At 68.4% G+C, this 14,887-nt stretch carries 14 protein-coding genes and 1 pseudogene; 13 read left to right on the forward strand and 2 right to left on the reverse strand.

What is annotated here, in order from left to right; translation table 11 throughout:
• The first annotated feature begins 91 nt into the window (after positions 1-91).
• The 7 genes and pseudogenes from ACSQ3Y_RS04430 to ACSQ3Y_RS04460 all read left to right on the forward strand — a co-directional run bounded on the left by ACSQ3Y_RS04430 (position 92) and on the right by ACSQ3Y_RS04460 (position 4,954).
• Entirely contained in the window at positions 92-424 is a 333-nt protein-coding gene (locus ACSQ3Y_RS04430; RefSeq protein WP_436176545.1) for a DUF6176 family protein, read from the forward strand.
• A 95-nt stretch (positions 425-519) separates the two neighbouring features.
• Positions 520-975 (forward strand): SRPBCC family protein, encoded by a 456-nt coding sequence (locus ACSQ3Y_RS04435; protein ID WP_436176546.1) that lies wholly within the window; start codon positions 520-522, stop codon positions 973-975.
• 94 nt (positions 976-1,069) lie between these two features.
• Complete coding sequence (locus ACSQ3Y_RS04440) at positions 1,070-1,696, forward strand: LysE family translocator (RefSeq protein WP_436176547.1); 627 nt, start codon at positions 1,070-1,072, stop codon at positions 1,694-1,696.
• 50 nt (positions 1,697-1,746) lie between these two features.
• Positions 1,747-2,151, forward strand: a pseudogene (locus ACSQ3Y_RS04445) (GNAT family N-acetyltransferase).
• Between the two features lie 77 nt (positions 2,152-2,228).
• The gene (locus tag ACSQ3Y_RS04450) at positions 2,229-2,957 is read left to right on the forward strand and encodes a TetR/AcrR family transcriptional regulator (protein ID WP_436176548.1); all 729 of its coding nucleotides are present in this window, start codon (positions 2,229-2,231) and stop codon (positions 2,955-2,957) included.
• A gap of 110 nt (positions 2,958-3,067) precedes the next feature.
• Positions 3,068-4,231, forward strand: coding sequence for an iron-containing alcohol dehydrogenase (locus ACSQ3Y_RS04455; protein ID WP_436176549.1), 1,164 nt, complete (start codon positions 3,068-3,070; stop codon positions 4,229-4,231).
• Between the two features lie 39 nt (positions 4,232-4,270).
• Positions 4,271-4,954 carry a type 1 glutamine amidotransferase domain-containing protein gene (locus ACSQ3Y_RS04460; protein WP_436176550.1) on the forward strand — a complete coding sequence of 228 codons (684 nt, stop codon included), beginning with the start codon at positions 4,271-4,273 and terminating at the stop codon, positions 4,952-4,954.
• A 30-nt stretch (positions 4,955-4,984) separates the two neighbouring features.
• Here the strand turns inward: ACSQ3Y_RS04460 and ACSQ3Y_RS04465 are convergent, their stop codons facing one another.
• Complete coding sequence (locus ACSQ3Y_RS04465; protein WP_436176551.1) at positions 4,985-5,887, reverse strand: LysR family transcriptional regulator; 903 nt, start codon at positions 5,885-5,887, stop codon at positions 4,985-4,987.
• Positions 5,888-6,071: 184 nt separating this feature from the next.
• Here ACSQ3Y_RS04465 and ACSQ3Y_RS04470 point away from each other — a divergent pair, with 184 nt between their 5' ends.
• The 5 genes from ACSQ3Y_RS04470 to ACSQ3Y_RS04490 all read left to right on the forward strand — a co-directional run bounded on the left by ACSQ3Y_RS04470 (position 6,072) and on the right by ACSQ3Y_RS04490 (position 11,516).
• Entirely contained in the window at positions 6,072-6,797 is a 726-nt protein-coding gene (locus ACSQ3Y_RS04470) for a pirin family protein (protein ID WP_057199836.1), read from the forward strand.
• Positions 6,798-6,848: 51 nt separating this feature from the next.
• Entirely contained in the window at positions 6,849-7,499 is a 651-nt protein-coding gene (locus ACSQ3Y_RS04475) for a hydrolase (protein WP_369819433.1), read from the forward strand.
• 93 nt (positions 7,500-7,592) lie between these two features.
• The gene (locus ACSQ3Y_RS04480) at positions 7,593-9,482 is read left to right on the forward strand and encodes an amidohydrolase (protein ID WP_428002713.1); all 1,890 of its coding nucleotides are present in this window, start codon (positions 7,593-7,595) and stop codon (positions 9,480-9,482) included.
• The gene (locus ACSQ3Y_RS04485; protein ID WP_057266520.1) at positions 9,482-9,892 is read left to right on the forward strand and encodes a DoxX family protein; all 411 of its coding nucleotides are present in this window, start codon (positions 9,482-9,484) and stop codon (positions 9,890-9,892) included. The genes ACSQ3Y_RS04480 and ACSQ3Y_RS04485 overlap by 1 nt, the downstream gene beginning before the upstream one ends.
• The gene (locus ACSQ3Y_RS04490; protein ID WP_436176552.1) at positions 9,882-11,516 is read left to right on the forward strand and encodes an MFS transporter; all 1,635 of its coding nucleotides are present in this window, start codon (positions 9,882-9,884) and stop codon (positions 11,514-11,516) included. Before ACSQ3Y_RS04485 ends, ACSQ3Y_RS04490 begins: the two co-directional genes overlap by 11 nt.
• A 4-nt stretch (positions 11,517-11,520) precedes the next feature.
• On the opposite strand, the gene ACSQ3Y_RS04495 is transcribed toward ACSQ3Y_RS04490, so the two are convergent.
• Positions 11,521-13,608: a molybdopterin-containing oxidoreductase family protein gene (locus ACSQ3Y_RS04495; protein ID WP_436176553.1), complete on the reverse strand. Its 2,088-nt coding sequence runs from the start codon at positions 13,606-13,608 to the stop codon at positions 11,521-11,523.
• Positions 13,609-13,733: 125 nt separating this feature from the next.
• On the opposite strand from ACSQ3Y_RS04495, the gene ACSQ3Y_RS04500 reads away from it, so the two are divergent.
• On the forward strand, positions 13,734-14,882 hold the full coding sequence (locus tag ACSQ3Y_RS04500; protein WP_436176554.1) for an ABC transporter substrate-binding protein: 1,149 nt from the start codon (positions 13,734-13,736) through the stop codon (positions 14,880-14,882).
• The last annotated feature ends 5 nt before the right edge of the window (positions 14,883-14,887 follow it).

Consider the following 14,887-nt stretch of genomic DNA (forward strand, 5'->3'; position numbering starts at 1 on the left):
CGGGGCACTCTACCCCCGGGCCATAGGGTTGCCATCGCCGGGTGCACCGGCGATAGTGGCCCTTTCTCTCGTCCAAGCGATGCCCGCCCCCATGCCCGAAGACGTCGTCTGCGCCCGCATCCAGCTCCAGCCTGGCTCTCTGTCCCGGGTGCAGGAATGGGCGGAGCACCTGCGCACCCATCGCGACGAAGCGCTGCAGACCCTGGCGGCCGAGGGCGTGACGGTGGAGTCGGTGTTCCTCGACTCGGGGGCCGAGGGCGACTTCCTCGTCTACTACATGCGCTCGGGCTCGCAGCAACTGGCGCAGGAGGTGGCTGCGCGCTCCGTGGCGGCCATCGATGCCTACCACCGCGCCTTCAAGCGCGACACCTGGGCACAGGTGCGGCGACTGGATTTGCTGCTGGACCTTGCATGCAAGCCATGATCTGGGGTTTTCCCTGATTTGGACCGTGTCGATATCCGCCATGGTCGAACGTCGTAGGTTCTAGAGGGCCGTCCTCTGTTTCACAGGCACCAACCATGACTACTACTGGCACCGTACGCCTGCACCGCGTGATCCGTTCCACGCCCGACCGCATCTACCGCGCCTTTCTCAACCCCCAGGCCCTGGCCAAGTGGCTGCCGCCGCACGGCTTCACGGGCGAGGTGCACGCCCTCGATGCCCGCGTGGGTGGCGAATACCGCATGTCGTTCACCAACCACGGCGCGGGCGGCAGCCATTCGTTCGGCGGTACCTACCTGGAACTTGTGCCGGGCGAGCGCCTGCGCTACAACGCACGCTTCGACGACGCCAACCTGCCCGGCGAGATGACCACCACGGTCACCCTGACACCCGTGTCCTGCGGCACCGAGATGAGCGTGGTGCAGGAAGGCATCCCCGCCGTGATCCCCACCGAGGCCTGCTACCTGGGCTGGCAGGAGTCGCTGACGCTGCTGATCCAGCTGGTCGAGCCCGATATCCCGGCCGGGTACTGAGCGCGCGGACGCAAGGCAGGCATCCCGGCTTTTTGCCATACTGAGGGCGTATTGCACAGGCGCAGCCGTTGCGCCTTCCAAGGAGCCTTCGCCTATGTCCCTCGACATCTGGTTCGCCTTCGTCGCCGCCTGCGCGGTGATGCTCATCATCCCCGGGCCCACCGTCCTCACGGTGATCAGCTATTCCATGGCCCACGGGCGCCGCGCCAACGTGCCGCTGGTCGCTGCCGTGGGACTCGGCGATTCGACGGCGCTGGCGGTCTCACTGCTGGGTCTGGGCACGCTCTTGGCCACCTCGGCCTTCTGGTTCACGGTCATCAAGTGGGCCGGTGGCCTGTACCTGCTGTACCTGGGCATCAAGATGCTGCGCGCCGGCGTGGGGGTGGCCGAACTGGCCGCGCCCAAAGCCCCGGGCTCGCGCTGGAAGCTGTTCGCCAACACCTACCTCGTGACCGCGCTCAACCCCAAGGGCATCGTGTTTTTCGTGGCCTTCTTGCCGCAGTTCATCCGACCCGGCGCACCGATTGCGCAGCAGCTGTGGATCCTGGCCGCGACCTTCGTCACGCTGGCAGCGCTCAACGCCACGGCCTATGCTGTGTTTGCCGGTTCGGCCAGCCAACTGCTGGCTTCGCCGCGTGCGCAGCGCCGCTTCAACCTTGCAGGGGGCTCGCTGCTCAGCGCTGCGGGCGTGTGGGCCTTGATGGCCCGCCGCCCGGTGTGATGGGCGGAGCTGCGCGCTTGCCTGGCGCATCCGACTTCTGGTTTGGGCTGGTGTGCGCGCAGGATCTGCCGATGCTGCAGGGCTGGCTGCTGCGGCCGCATTTGGCGCAATGGCGGGGGCCGGCCGAATCCATCGAGCAACTGCACGCGGACCATGTGGCCGGGCAGGGCGCACCCGGCGCCACGCTGGCGTACATCGCCTCGCTGAACGGAGAGCCTGTGGGATTCATCCAGTCCTAAGTAGCAATGGGCATGGGCCGCGCACTGGTGCGCGCCTTCACCGCGCAACTGCTGGCCGACCCTGCCGTGAGCCTGGTCCAGACGGACCCCAGCCCCGACAATGCGCGCGCCATCCGCTGCTACGCGCAGGCCGGTTTTCGGCCGGTGGCAGAGATCACCACGCCGGATGGCGCCGCGCTGCTGATGCACTGCGTACGGAGCGGCCTGAACCGCTGAGCGGGAAGGCCATTACGGCGACAGGGTCGTTCCGGCAGATTGCTAGACGACCGGTCTAATCGGCGCACAATAGCCCCGTGACCACCGAACAACCCTCCACCCGCACCCACATCCTTCGCTGTGGCGAGCGCCTCATCGCCACCAAAGGCTTCGTGGGCGTGGGGCTGGCCGAGATCCTGGCCGCGGCCGGCGTGCCCAAGGGCTCGTTCTACCATTACTTCAGCTCCAAGGAGCGCTTCGGCGAGGCCCTGCTGGCCAGCTACATGGAGCGCTACCTGGCCCACCTCGAGCAGATGCTGGTACCCGATGGCCAGCCAGCGCGCGTGCGGCTGATGCGCTACTGGGCCTACTGGAACGTATCGCAGTGCGGGGTGGACGGCCCGGCCTGCGATGCGGGTACAGGCGAAGGCAGCAAGTGCCTGGTCGTCAAGCTCAGCGCCGAGGTGGCCGACATGTCGGACACCATGCGCATCGCCCTGCGCGATGGCGCTACGCAGATCGTGGCGCGGCTCGCCCGCTGCCTGCGCGAGGCTGTTCAGGACGGTTCGGTGCCGCAGGCCACGGACCCCGAGGCCATGGCGCTCACGCTCTACGAGATGTGGCTGGGCGCCAGCCTGTTGGCCAAGCTGCGGCGCGATGGCTCATCGTTCGAGCATGCGTTGCGCGCCACGGATGCCTTGCTGGGCGGCGCGGATGCCGGGCCGGGCGCTCCGCTGGCACCAGTCAGGCCGAAAGTTGCACATGCGCAGGGAGGCCGGGCGGCGCCTCGCGCGGGCAAAGGCAAGGCGCTGCGCCAACCCGCCTGAAAGCAGCGGCCTCTTCAATGCTTGCCATGCCCATTTGAATAACTAGCCGACCGGTCTACTTTGACCGAATTTCTTCCCACCCTTCACCACCACAACCCCACGGAACCCCCATGCTCAACTTCGACTTCCACAACCCCACCCACATCGCCTTCGGCAAGGACCGCATCGCCGACCTGGACAAGCTGGTGCCGCCCCATGCCAAGGTGCTCATCCTGGTGGGCGGCGCCAGCGCCGAGAAGACCGGCACGCTGGCCGAGGTGCGCACGGCACTCGGCGCGCGCCAGCACGCCACCTTCAGCGGCATCGAGCCCAACCCGAGCTACGAGACCTCGATGCAGGCCGTGGCGCAGATCCGGGGCGGCGGCTTCGACTTCCTGCTCGCCGTGGGCGGCGGCTCGGTGATCGACGCGGTGAAGTTCATCGCCGCTGCCGTGAAGTTCGAGGGTGGCGATCCCTGGGCCATCCTGGAGCAGCATGGCCGCAACGTGACCGGTGCGCTGCCCTTCGGTTCGGTGCTCACGCTGCCCGCCACGGGCTCGGAGATGAACAACGGCGGCGTCATCACGCACCGCGCCAAGGGGTCCAAGCTGGCCTTCGGCAGCAAGCACACCTACCCCGTGTTCTCGGTGCTCGACCCGACCAAGACCTATACCCTGCCGCCGCAGCAGCTGGCCAATGGCGTGGTCGATGCCTTCGTGCATACGGTGGAGCAGTACCTGACCTACCCGGTGGACGGCGCGGTGCAGGACCGTTTTGCCGAAGGCATCCTGCAGACGCTGATCGAGGTGGGCCCACGCATCCTGGCCGCGCCGGAGCCGGTGTATGCCGACCGCGCCAACCTGATGTGGACGGCCACGCTGGCGCTCAACGGCCTGATCGGTGCCGGCGTGCCGCAGGACTGGGCCACGCACATGATCGGCCATGAGCTGACCGCCCTGCACGGCATTGACCATGCGCGCACGCTGGCCGTGGTGCTGCCCTCGCTGCTCGATGCGCAGCGCGCGACCAAGGCCACCAAGCTGCTGCAGTACGGCGAACGCGTCTGGGGCATCCGCGCCGGCACCGACGAAGAGCGCATCGACGCCACGATTGCCGCCACGCGCAATTTCTTCGAGCGCATGGGCATCCCCACGCGGCTGTCGGCCTACGGCGTGGGCGCGGACAGCGTGGACAAGCTGGTGGCGCAGCTCGAAGCGCACGGCATGGTCACGCTCGGCGAGCACCGCGATGTGACACCGGCGGTGAGCCGCCGCGTGCTCGAAGCGGCACTTTGATCACTTTCCATTTCCTTCACCAACTTTGAAAGCCACACCATGACGAAAAAAATCCTGATGGTCCTGACCTCGCACGACCAGCTGGGCGACACCGGCAAGAAGACGGGCTTCTGGCTCGAAGAGTTTGCCGCGCCGTACTACGTGTTCAAGGACGCGGGCGCGCAGATCACCCTGGCATCGCCCAAAGGCGGCCAGCCGCCGCTGGACCCCAAGAGCGACGACCCGGGCGCGCAGACCGATGCCACGCGCCGCTTCAAGGCCGATGCCGACGCACAGAACGTGCTGGCGAACACCGTGGCGCTGGCCAGCGTGCGCGCCGAGGACTTCGACGCCGTGTTCTACCCCGGCGGCCACGGCCCGCTGTGGGACCTGGCCGAGGACGCGCAGTCGATTGCGCTGATCGAGAAAACCTTTGCCGCCGGCAAGCCCCTGGCCCTGGTGTGCCATGCGCCGGGCGTGCTGCGCCATGCCAAGGCGCCCAACGGAAAGCCACTGGTCGACGGCAAGAAGGTCACCGGATTCACCAACACCGAGGAAGAGGCCGTGCAACTGACCAAGGTAGTCCCCTTCCTCGTGGAAGACATGCTCCAGGCCAACGGCGGCCAGTACTCCAAGGGGGCCGACTGGGCGCCCTATGTATTGACCGATGGCAACCTGATCACGGGCCAGAACCCGGCCTCGTCGGAGCAGGGCGCGCACGCCGTGCTGCAGCAACTGGGCTGAAGCCCGACAGGGGCCTGGTCCCCGGCCAGATCAGTGCGGCAGGATCCCCGGCAGCAGCGGCCGGGCCAGCCGCTGGCGCCACCACTTGAGCGCCTCGCCCATGTGCTCGGGCCTCCAGGCCAGCCAGAAGGTTTCGTCGGCGCGGGGCTCCTGCACCACCAACTCCACCAGAATGCCGGTCTCCAGTTCGTGGCGCACGCACACGCGCGGCACGAAACCGTGGCCCAGGCCCGCGGCCTGGCAGGCGATCTTGGCCTGCATCGAGGGCACGGTGATGCGCCGCTGCCCGGCGAGCAGGCCCACCGTGCGGTCCGACAGCGATCGCGCGCCATCCCCCACCACCACGGCCGTGTGCTCCAGCAGGTCGTTGCGCGCCAGCGGGCGTTTGAGCTGCGCCAGCGGGTGCGTGGCCGTCACGCAGAAGGCGAACGCGAGGCTGCCCACGGCCACGGCCTTGTAGCCGCCGCCGGCCGGGCCCTCGCCTGCGGCCACGACGATGTCGGCGCGGCCCTCGCGCAACGCCTCCCAGGTGCCGGTGAGCGCCTCGCAGCCGATGCGCAGGCGCGTGCCGCAATGGAGGTCCTCGAAGGCGCAGATGTCGTCGTTGAAGGCGCTGGTAGGGATCAGCGAGTCGTGCACCAGGCGCAGCTCCGACTCGAAGCCCGTCGCGATCTGGCGCATGCGCGATTCCAGGTGACCGGCGGCCACCAGCAACCAGCGGCCTTCCTTGAGCATCTCCTGCCCAGCAGGCGTGAGCGTGACGCGCGGGCCGTTGCGTGTGAACAGGGCAAAGCCCAGTTGTTCCTCCAGCTTGCCCACGGCGTAGGAGATGGTGGAGGGCACCTTGTGCAGTTGCTCGGACGCGCCCGCGAAGGAGCCGTGCCGCGCGATGGCGTCCACGAGTTCGATGGCTTCCAGGGTCAGTTTCAGCATGGCCAAAAGCGGGATGTTTCAATCATCGAAATTATCGATCATGGAGCCGTTGATGTTTCAACCTATGCCCCCCTCTGCGGCGAGATACTTTCTTCACCCGAGCACTGCAGCTCTCTGACAACTGCCGGACGGCAGGCCAGAAGTTCAGTGTGAACCCCATCGAATCTGAAGAAAGGACATCACCATGCTCGACATCCGCAAAGCCCAACACCGCGGCAATGCCAACCACGGCTGGCTGCACTCGCGCCACACCTTTTCGTTCGGCCACTACCGTGACCTCAAGCAGCAAGGCTTTTCGGACCTGCTGGTGATCAACGACGACCGCGTCGCCCCTTCCAAGGGCTTTGGCACCCACGGCCACCGCGACATGGAAATCTTCTCCTACGTGCTCGAAGGCGCGCTGGAGCACAAGGACTCCATGGGCACGGGTTCGGTCATCCGCCCTGGCGACGTGCAGATGATGAGCGCCGGCACCGGCGTGGAGCACAGCGAGTTCAACCACTCGGGTGACGAAGCCGTGCACTTTTTGCAGATCTGGCTCGTGCCCGGCGTGCGCGGTGCCGCACCGCGCTACCAGCAGGTGCACTTCAGCGAGGCCGACAAGCGTGGCCGCCTGCGCCAGATCATCTCGCCCGAAGGCACGGATGGCTCCCTGGCCGTGAACCAGGACGCCCGGGTCTATGCCGGTCTGTTCGATGGTGCCGAGTCCGCCACGCTGGACGTGGGTGTCGACCGCCATGTGTATGTGCACGTGGCCCGCGGCAGCCTCACGGTCAACGGCGAGCGCCTGTCCGAAGGCGACGGGGCCCGCATCCGCGAGCCCGAGGCGCTGCGCTTTGCCGATGGCGAGCAGGCCGAGGTGCTGGTGTTCGACCTGCGCCCCAACGAGTTGCCTGTGATGCCCGGCTGAGTCCGATCCCTTTTTCCAAGGCCTTTTTCCAATTTTTAGGAGATTCCCATGATGCCCATCGCCAAGCCCGCCGCCGGTTCCACGCTACTGACCCCGAACGACCACACCCTGGTGATGATCGACTTCCAGTCGCAGATGGCCTTTGCCACGCACTCCATCGATGCGATCACGCTGCGCTCCAATGCCGGCCTGGTGGCCAGCGCAGCGGCCGGCTTCAAGGTGCCGACCATCCTCACCACCGTGGCCGAAAAGAGCTTCTCGGGCCCCATGTTCGAGGAAGTCACGGCCCCGTTCCCCGGCCAGGCGCTACTGGACCGCACCTCCATGAACACCTGGGAGGATGCCGCGGTGATCGATCGCATCAACGCCATCGGCAAGCCACGCATCGTGCTGGCCGGCCTGTGGACCAGCGTCTGCATCGTCGGGCCGGCCCTGTCGGCACTGGACCAGGGGTTCGAGGTCTACGTGATCGCCGATGCCAGCGGCGACATCTCCACCGAGGCCCACAACCGCGCCATGGAGCGCATGGTGCAGGCCGGCGCACGGCCCATCACCGCGCTGCAGTACCTGCTGGAGCTGCAGCGCGACTGGGCCCGCACCGACACCTATGACATGACGACGGGCATCGCGAAGAAGTTCGGCGGGGGTTACGGCTTGGGCATCACCTACGCGAAAAGCATGTTCAACGCGCACGAAGGTTGATGGGCTGCGCTTTCCCCGAGTCACCCAACAGCCCCGAGGGGTGCCCGATACTGCGGCACCTCGCCATCTCCCGCCTCTGAAGGAACCTCTCCCATGGCCCAGACCAGCACGCCCGACCTGATCCTGCACCACGGCCGCTTCACCACGCTCAACCGGGCCCAGCCCACGGCCAGCGCCGTGGCCATCGCGGGCGGCCGCTTCGCCCAGGTCGGTGCGGACCGCGAGATCCTGCCGCTGGCCGGCCCCGGCACGCGCGTCATCGACCTGCAGGGCCGCTCTGTGCTGCCCGGGCTCATCGACAACCACCTGCACATCATCCGTGGCGGCCTGAACTTCAACATGGAGCTGCGCTGGGACGGCGTGCGCAGCCTGGCCGACGCCATGGCCATGCTGCGCCGCCAGGTGGCGGTGACGCCTGCGCCGCAGTGGGTGCGCGTGGTGGGGGGCTTCACCGAACACCAGTTCGCCGAAAAGCGCCTGCCCACGATTGCCGAGCTCAATGCCGTGGCGCCCGATACGCCGGTGTTCATCCTGCACCTGTACGACCGAGCCCTGCTCAATGCCGCCGCGCTGCGCGCCGTGGGCTACACGCGCGAGACGCCCGCGCCCCCGGGCGGCGAGATCGTGCGCGACAGCGCGGGCAACCCCACTGGCCTGTTGCTGGCCAAGCCCAATGCCGCCATCCTGTACGCCACGCTGGCCAAGGGCCCGAAGCTGCCGCACGAGTACCAGGTCAATTCCACGCGCCACTTCATGCGCGAGCTCAACCGCCTGGGTGTCACTGGCGCCATCGATGCGGGCGGGGGCTTCCAGGCCTATCCTGACGACTACGCCGTGATCCAGGAACTGGCCGACGCCGACCAGCTCACCATCCGCCTGGCCTACAACCTGTTCACGCAAAAGCCCAAGCAGGAGAAAGAGGACTTCCTGCACTGGACGGCGACCTCGCAGTACAAGCAGGGCACGGATTACTTTCGCCACAACGGCGCGGGCGAGATGCTGGTGTTCTCGGCCGCCGACTTCGAGGACTTCCGCCAGCCCCGGCCCGACATGGGCCCGGAGATGGAAGACGACCTGGAGGGCGTGGTGCGCATCCTGGCGCAGAACCGCTGGCCCTGGCGCATGCATGCCACCTACGACGAAACCATCACCCGCGCGCTCGACGTGTTCGAGAAGGTGAACCGCGACACGCCGCTGGCCGGCTTGAACTGGTTCTTCGACCATGCCGAGACGATTTCGGAGCGCTCCATCGACCGCATCGCCGCACTGGGCGGAGGCGTGGCCGTGCAGCACCGCATGGCCTACCAGGGCGAGTATTTCGTCGAACGCTACGGCGCAGGCGCCGCCGAGGCCACGCCGCCCGTCAAGCGCATGCTCGAAAAAGGCGTCAAGGTCTCCGCCGGCACCGACGCCACGCGCGTGGCCTCGTACAACCCCTGGGTGTCGCTGTCCTGGCTGGTCACGGGCAAGACGGTGGGTGGCCTGCAGCTGACCCCGCAGCGCAACTGCCTGGACCGCGAAGCCGCGCTGCGCATGTGGACCGAGAACGTGACCTGGTTTTCCAACGAGGAGGGCAAGAAGGGCCGCATCGAGGTGGGCCAACTCGCCGACCTGGTGGTGCCCGACCGCGACTTCTTCGCCTGCCCCGAGTCCGACATCGCCGACACCACGGCCCTGCTCACCGTGGTGGGCGGCAAGGTGGTCTACGGCGTGGGCGAATTCGCCGCGCACGACGGTGCCGCGCCGCCGCCCGCCATGCCCGACTGGTCGCCGGTGCGCACCTTCGGCGGCTACGGTGGCTGGGGCGACCAGGAAGGCAAGCCCTTGCAGGCGGCCCTGCGCCAGGCGGCGGCCGCCTGTGCCTGCGCCAACGACTGCAATGTGCACGGCCACCAGCACGCCACGGCCTGGAGCAGCCAGCTGCCGATTGCCGACCTCAAGGGCTTCTGGGGCGCTCTGGGCTGCGCCTGCTGGGCGGTGTGATGGCCGAGGCCCTTCACTCCGCAGCGACCGCACCCTGGGTGCAGTCGCTGGCCCTGCTGTGCCTGTGCGCAGCCTACCTGCAGGGTGGCTTCGCCAAGGCGCGCGATTTCGCCGGTGCCGTGGCCGAGATGCGGCACTTCGGCCTGGCGCCGGCCGCGCCGCTGGCGGCCGCCACCATCGCATTGCAACTCGGGGCCTCGGCCCTGGTGGTTTCGGGCTGGTATCGGTGGGTCGGGGCGCTGGCGCTCGCAGGCTTCACGGTGCTGGCGGCCTTCGTGGCCGACCGCTTCTGGCAGGCAGCACCGGCAGAGCGCCGGCGCGCAGCCAACGCATTCTTTGAACACTGGGGTCTGGCGGGCGGTTTCGTGCTCGTGGCCTGGCACGACCTGGGAGGCCTGCATGGCACATGAACACGAGCACCAACATCCTGAAACCCCTGCGCCGGCGGCAGTGCCCGCTGCGCCGTCCGGCAGCTTCGCTCCGTTGCGCCTGCCGGTGTTCGCGGTGCTGTGGGCCGCCACGGTGCTGGGCAATATCGGCAGCTTCATGCGCGATGTGGCCAGCGCCTGGATGGTGACCGAGCTGTCCACCAGCCCCACGGCCGTGGCCCTGGTGCAGACGGCGGCCACGCTGCCGATCTTTTTGCTGGCGCTGCCGGCGGGTGTGCTGTCGGACATCCTGGACCGGCGGCGCTTCCTGATCGGTGTGCAGATCCTGCTGGCCGGTGTCAGCGGCGGCCTGCTGCTGCTGGCGCAGACCCACACCCTCACGGTGGAGTACCTGATCGCGCTGACCTTCCTGGGTGGCGTGGGTGCGGCCCTCATGGGGCCAACCTGGCAGTCCATCGTGCCCGAGCTGGTGCCGCGCAGCGAACTGCGCAACGCCGTGGCGCTCAACTCGCTGGGCATCAACATCGCACGGGCCGTGGGCCCTGCGGTGGGCGGCCTGCTGCTGGCCAGCTTCGGCGCGGCCGCTGCCTATGGCCTCGACGTGCTGAGCTATGTGTTCGTGGTGGCGGCATTGCTGTGGTGGCGCCGGCCGCCCGCCGTGGACACGGGGCGCAACGAGCAGTTCTTCGGCGCCTTCCGGGCCGGCGTGCGCTATGCCCGCGCCAGCCGCGAGCTGCACGTGGTGCTGCTGCGCGCAGCGGTGTTCTTCCTGTTCGCCAGCTCGGTGTGGGCGCTGTTGCCGCTGGTGGCCCGGCGCATGCTGGGCGGCTCGGCCGGCTTCTATGGCGTGCTGCTGGGTGCCGTGGGGGCGGGTGCCATTCTGGGTGCCGTGCTGCTGCCCCGGCTGCGCCGCCGGCTCGATACCGATGGCCTGGTGCTCACCGCCTCGCTGCTCACGGCGACCGTGATGGGCGCGCTGACCCTGGCGCCGCCGCAATGGGCCGCCGTGGTGCTGATGATGGTGCTGGGCCTGGGCTGGATCATCGCGCTGACCACACTCAACGGTGTTGCCCAGGCCGTGCTGCCCAACTGGGTGCGCGGGCGCGGCCTGGCCATCTACCTCATGGTGTTCAACGGCGCCATGGCCGCCGGCAGCCTGGGCTGGGGCCTGGTGGCGGGGCAGGCGGGGCTGCCTACCACCTTGCTCATCGGTGCGGCCGGGCTGGTGGTGGTGGCCTTCGTGTTCCATCGCGTGAAGCTGCCCACGGGCGAGGCGGACCTGCAGCCCTCGCGCCACTGGCCCGAGCCCCTGCTGGCCGAGCCCGTTGCGCACGACCGTGGTCCGGTGATGGTGCAGGTGGAGTACCGCATCCGCAAGGCCGACCAGCCGGCCTTCCTGCAGGCCATGCAACTGGTGGCCACGGAGCGCCGCCGTGACGGGGCCTATGCCTGGGGCGTGGCCGAGCACACGGGCGAGCCGGAGCGCGTGATCGAATGGTTCCTGGTCGAGTCCTGGGCCGAGCACCTGCGCCAGCACGACCGCGTCTCCCAGGCCGATGCCGACCTGCAGGCCCAGGCGCTGCGCTTCCATCAGGGGCCCGGCAAGCCCGTGGTGCACCACTTCCTGGCGCTGGCGCCGGGGTGAAGGTTCAGGCCACGGCGTCCGTCGCGTCCACGGCCTCCACCTCCACCAGGCAGTCGTAGAAGGTGGGGGCGCGGCCCAGGTCGGTCAGGGCCTGGCTGGTGATCTCGTTGACGTTGGTGCCGTCCAGGCCCAGCTTGCGCCACCAGATGCCCATGCCGTTGACCACGCCGGGCCGGGCGCGGCGCGACACGCTGGCGTGGCAGCGGTAGCTGCCCCGGGCATTGAACACGCGCACGATGCTGTCGTTGGCAATGCCGCGCGCCTCGGCGTCGTCGGGGTGGATCTCCAGCAGCGGCCGGCCTTCGATGTCGCGCAGGCTCTGCACGTTGACGAAGCTGGAGTTCAGGAAGTTGCGCGCCGGCGGCGAGATCATGGCCAGCGGGTACTGGGCCGAGCTGCCCTGCAGCTCGTAGTTGGGCAGATGGTCGGGCAGGCCGTCCAGGCCCTGCGCGGCCAGGCGCGCGCTGTAGAACTCGCACCTGCCCGAGGGCGAGGGGAATTGCCCTTCGGCAAACGGCGCATCGGGCATGGCCAGCGTGGCAAAGCCCTGCGATTCGAGCAGTGCGAAGTCCACCGCATCGCCGAAGGCCTGGCGGCACAGCGTCTCGTCGCTGTCGGCAAAGCAGGGGTTGGTGTAGCCCAGGCGGGCCGCCAGGTCGCGGAAGATCTGCGCGTTCGAGCGCGCCTGGCCCAGCGGCGCGATGGCCGGCCGGTTGAGCACCACATCGGTGTGGCCGTACGACAGGTGCACGTCCCAGTGCTCGAGCTGCGTGGTGGCCGGCAAGATGTAGTCGGCGTAGTCGGCTGTATCGGTGTGAAAGTGCTCCAACACCACGGTGAACAGGTCTTCGCGCGCAAAGCCCTGCACCACCTTGCCCGACTCGGGCGCCACGGCCACGGGGTTGCTGTTGTAGACCACCACGGCCTGCACCTGCGGGCCGAAGGCGGGCGAGGCCGGGCGCAGCAGGTCGTCGCCGATGGTGGACATGTTGATGGTGCGCGGCTGGCGCCCCGCCAGCAGGTCGGGGCGCTGCAGCACCGCGCGCTGCACCGGGTACTGGCCCGAGCTCGACAGCAGCATGCCGCCCGCGCGGTGGCGCCAGGCCCCCGTGAGCGCGGGCAGGCAGGTGACGGCGCGCACGGCGTTGCCGCCACCGCGCACGCGCTGCATGCCGTAGTTCAGGCGGATGGCGGCGGGTTGGGTGGTGCCGTAGTCCTTCGCCAACTGGCGGATCTGCTCCACGGGCACGCCGCAGACCTCGGCCGCGCGCTCGGGCGGCCACTGCAGGGCGCGCTCGCGCAGGCCCTCCCAGCCCAGGGTGTGGCGCGCGATGTAGTCGTGGTCCAGCCAGTCGTGGGCGATCAGTTCGTGCATCAGCGCCAGGGCCAGCGCGGCATCGGTGCCGGGGCGCAGGGCGATGTGCTCGTGGCACTTGTCGGCCGTCTCGGTCTTGCGCGGGTCGATGCAGACCAGCCGGGCGCCATTGCGCTTGGCCTGCTGCGCATAGCGCCAGAAGTGCAGGTTGCTGCCGATGGAGTTGCTGCCCCAGATCAGGATCAGCTGCGCCTCGGCGAAGAACTCGACCTTCATGCCGACCTTGCCGCCCAGGGTCTGCACCAGGGCCTCGGCACCGGCCGACGCACAGATGGTGCGGTCCAGCAGCGAGGCGCCCAATTGATTGAAGAAGCGCCGGTCCATGCTCTCGCCCTGCACCATGCCCATGGTGCCGGCGTAGCTGTAGGGCAGTATGGCCTCAGGGTCGCGCGCGGCGATGGTGGACAGGCGCTGCGCGATGTCGGCCAGCGCCTCGTCCCAGGTGACCGGGGTGAACTGCCCGCTGCCCTTGGGGCCGGTGCGCTTGAGGGGGGTGAGCACCCGCTCCGGGTGGTAGCTGCGCTCGGTGTAGCGCGAAACCTTGGCACACAGCACGCCATCGGTGTGTGCGTGGTCGGGGTTGCCCTGCACCCGCGTGGCCACGCCATCGACCACGGTGGTGATCAGCGCACAGGTGTCGGGGCAGTCGTGCGGGCAGGCGCCGCGCACGGCAAAGGGCACGGAATCAGTGGGGACAGAGGCCGAAATCGTGGGCATTTGGTGGGCTGGTCGTTAAACTGGCTGCGGGGCTGGAGGCTGCGCGCTCGTGGCGCGCCCTTCCAGAGGGGTCGCCTTGCGGCGATGGCAAATGGGGCGCAAAGCCCTGAAACCAGGATTTCACCATGAACCAGACTGTAGTGGGGCGCAGGCAGTTTTCGGTGGGGCTGGGCGCAGCGGCGCTTGGCGGCTTCCAGATGGCCCAGGCGCAAGGCGAAGGGCGCATTGTGCTGGGCCAGTCGGCCCCTTTCACCGGCCCGGCGGCGCAACTGGGCATCCAGTTCCACCAGGGCGCCAAGCTGTTCTTCGACCAGCTCAATGCCCAGGGCGGCGTGGGCAAGCGGCAGATCGAGATCCGCACCCTCGACGATGGCTACGAGCCCGACCGCTGCGCCGAGAACACCAAGAAGCTCATGGCCGACGACGTGTTTGCGCTGTTCGGCTACATCGGCACCCCTACCAGCCTGGCCGCGCTGCCCCTGTTCACCAAGGAGAAGGTGCCGTTCTTCGGCCCGTTCACGGGGGCCGAGGCATTGCGCCAGCCGTTCAACCGGCTGGTGTTCCACGTGCGAGCCTCGTACTACGACGAAACCGCGCTCATCGTGCGCCAGCTCACCAACCTGGGGATCAAGAAGATCGCGGTCTTCTACCAGAATGATGCCTATGGCAAGGCCGGGCTCGACGGCGTGGTGCGTGCGCTGACCGAGCAGAAGCTGGCGCCCGCCGCCACGGCCACCGTGGAGCGCAACTCGGTGGACGTGAAGGCTGCGGTGGACAAGCTGGTGGCCGCCAAGCCCGATGCGGTGGTGCAGATCGCCGCCTATGCGGGCAGCGCCGCCTTCGTGCGCGCCGCGCGCAAGGCGGGGTTTGGCGGCACGTTCTACAACGTGTCCTTCGTGGGTACGCAGGCCTTGGCCGACGAACTGGGCAAGGACGGTGCCGGGGTGGTGGTCTCGCAGGTCATGCCCTCGCCCTACCAGCCCTCGCGCCAGATCACGCGCGAGTTCCTCGAAGCCATCAAGAAAGGTGGCGACAAGGTGCAGGCCAACTACTCCAGCATGGAGGGCTATGTCGCTGCGCGCGTCTTTGCCGAGGGCCTGCGCCAGGCCAATGGCAGCGGCAAGATCACCCGCGAAGGCCTGATCGCCGGGCTCGAAGGCCTGGGCTCGCAGGCCATCTCGGGCTTTCAGGTGTCGTACAGCGCCACGGACCATGCGGCATCGCATTTTGTGGAAATGTCGATGCTGACCGGTGATGGGCGCGTGAGGACCTGACGGCC

Source organism: Acidovorax sp. LjRoot66 (genome assembly GCF_964253305.1).
Lineage (GTDB): Bacteria > Pseudomonadota > Gammaproteobacteria > Burkholderiales > Burkholderiaceae_C > Acidovorax.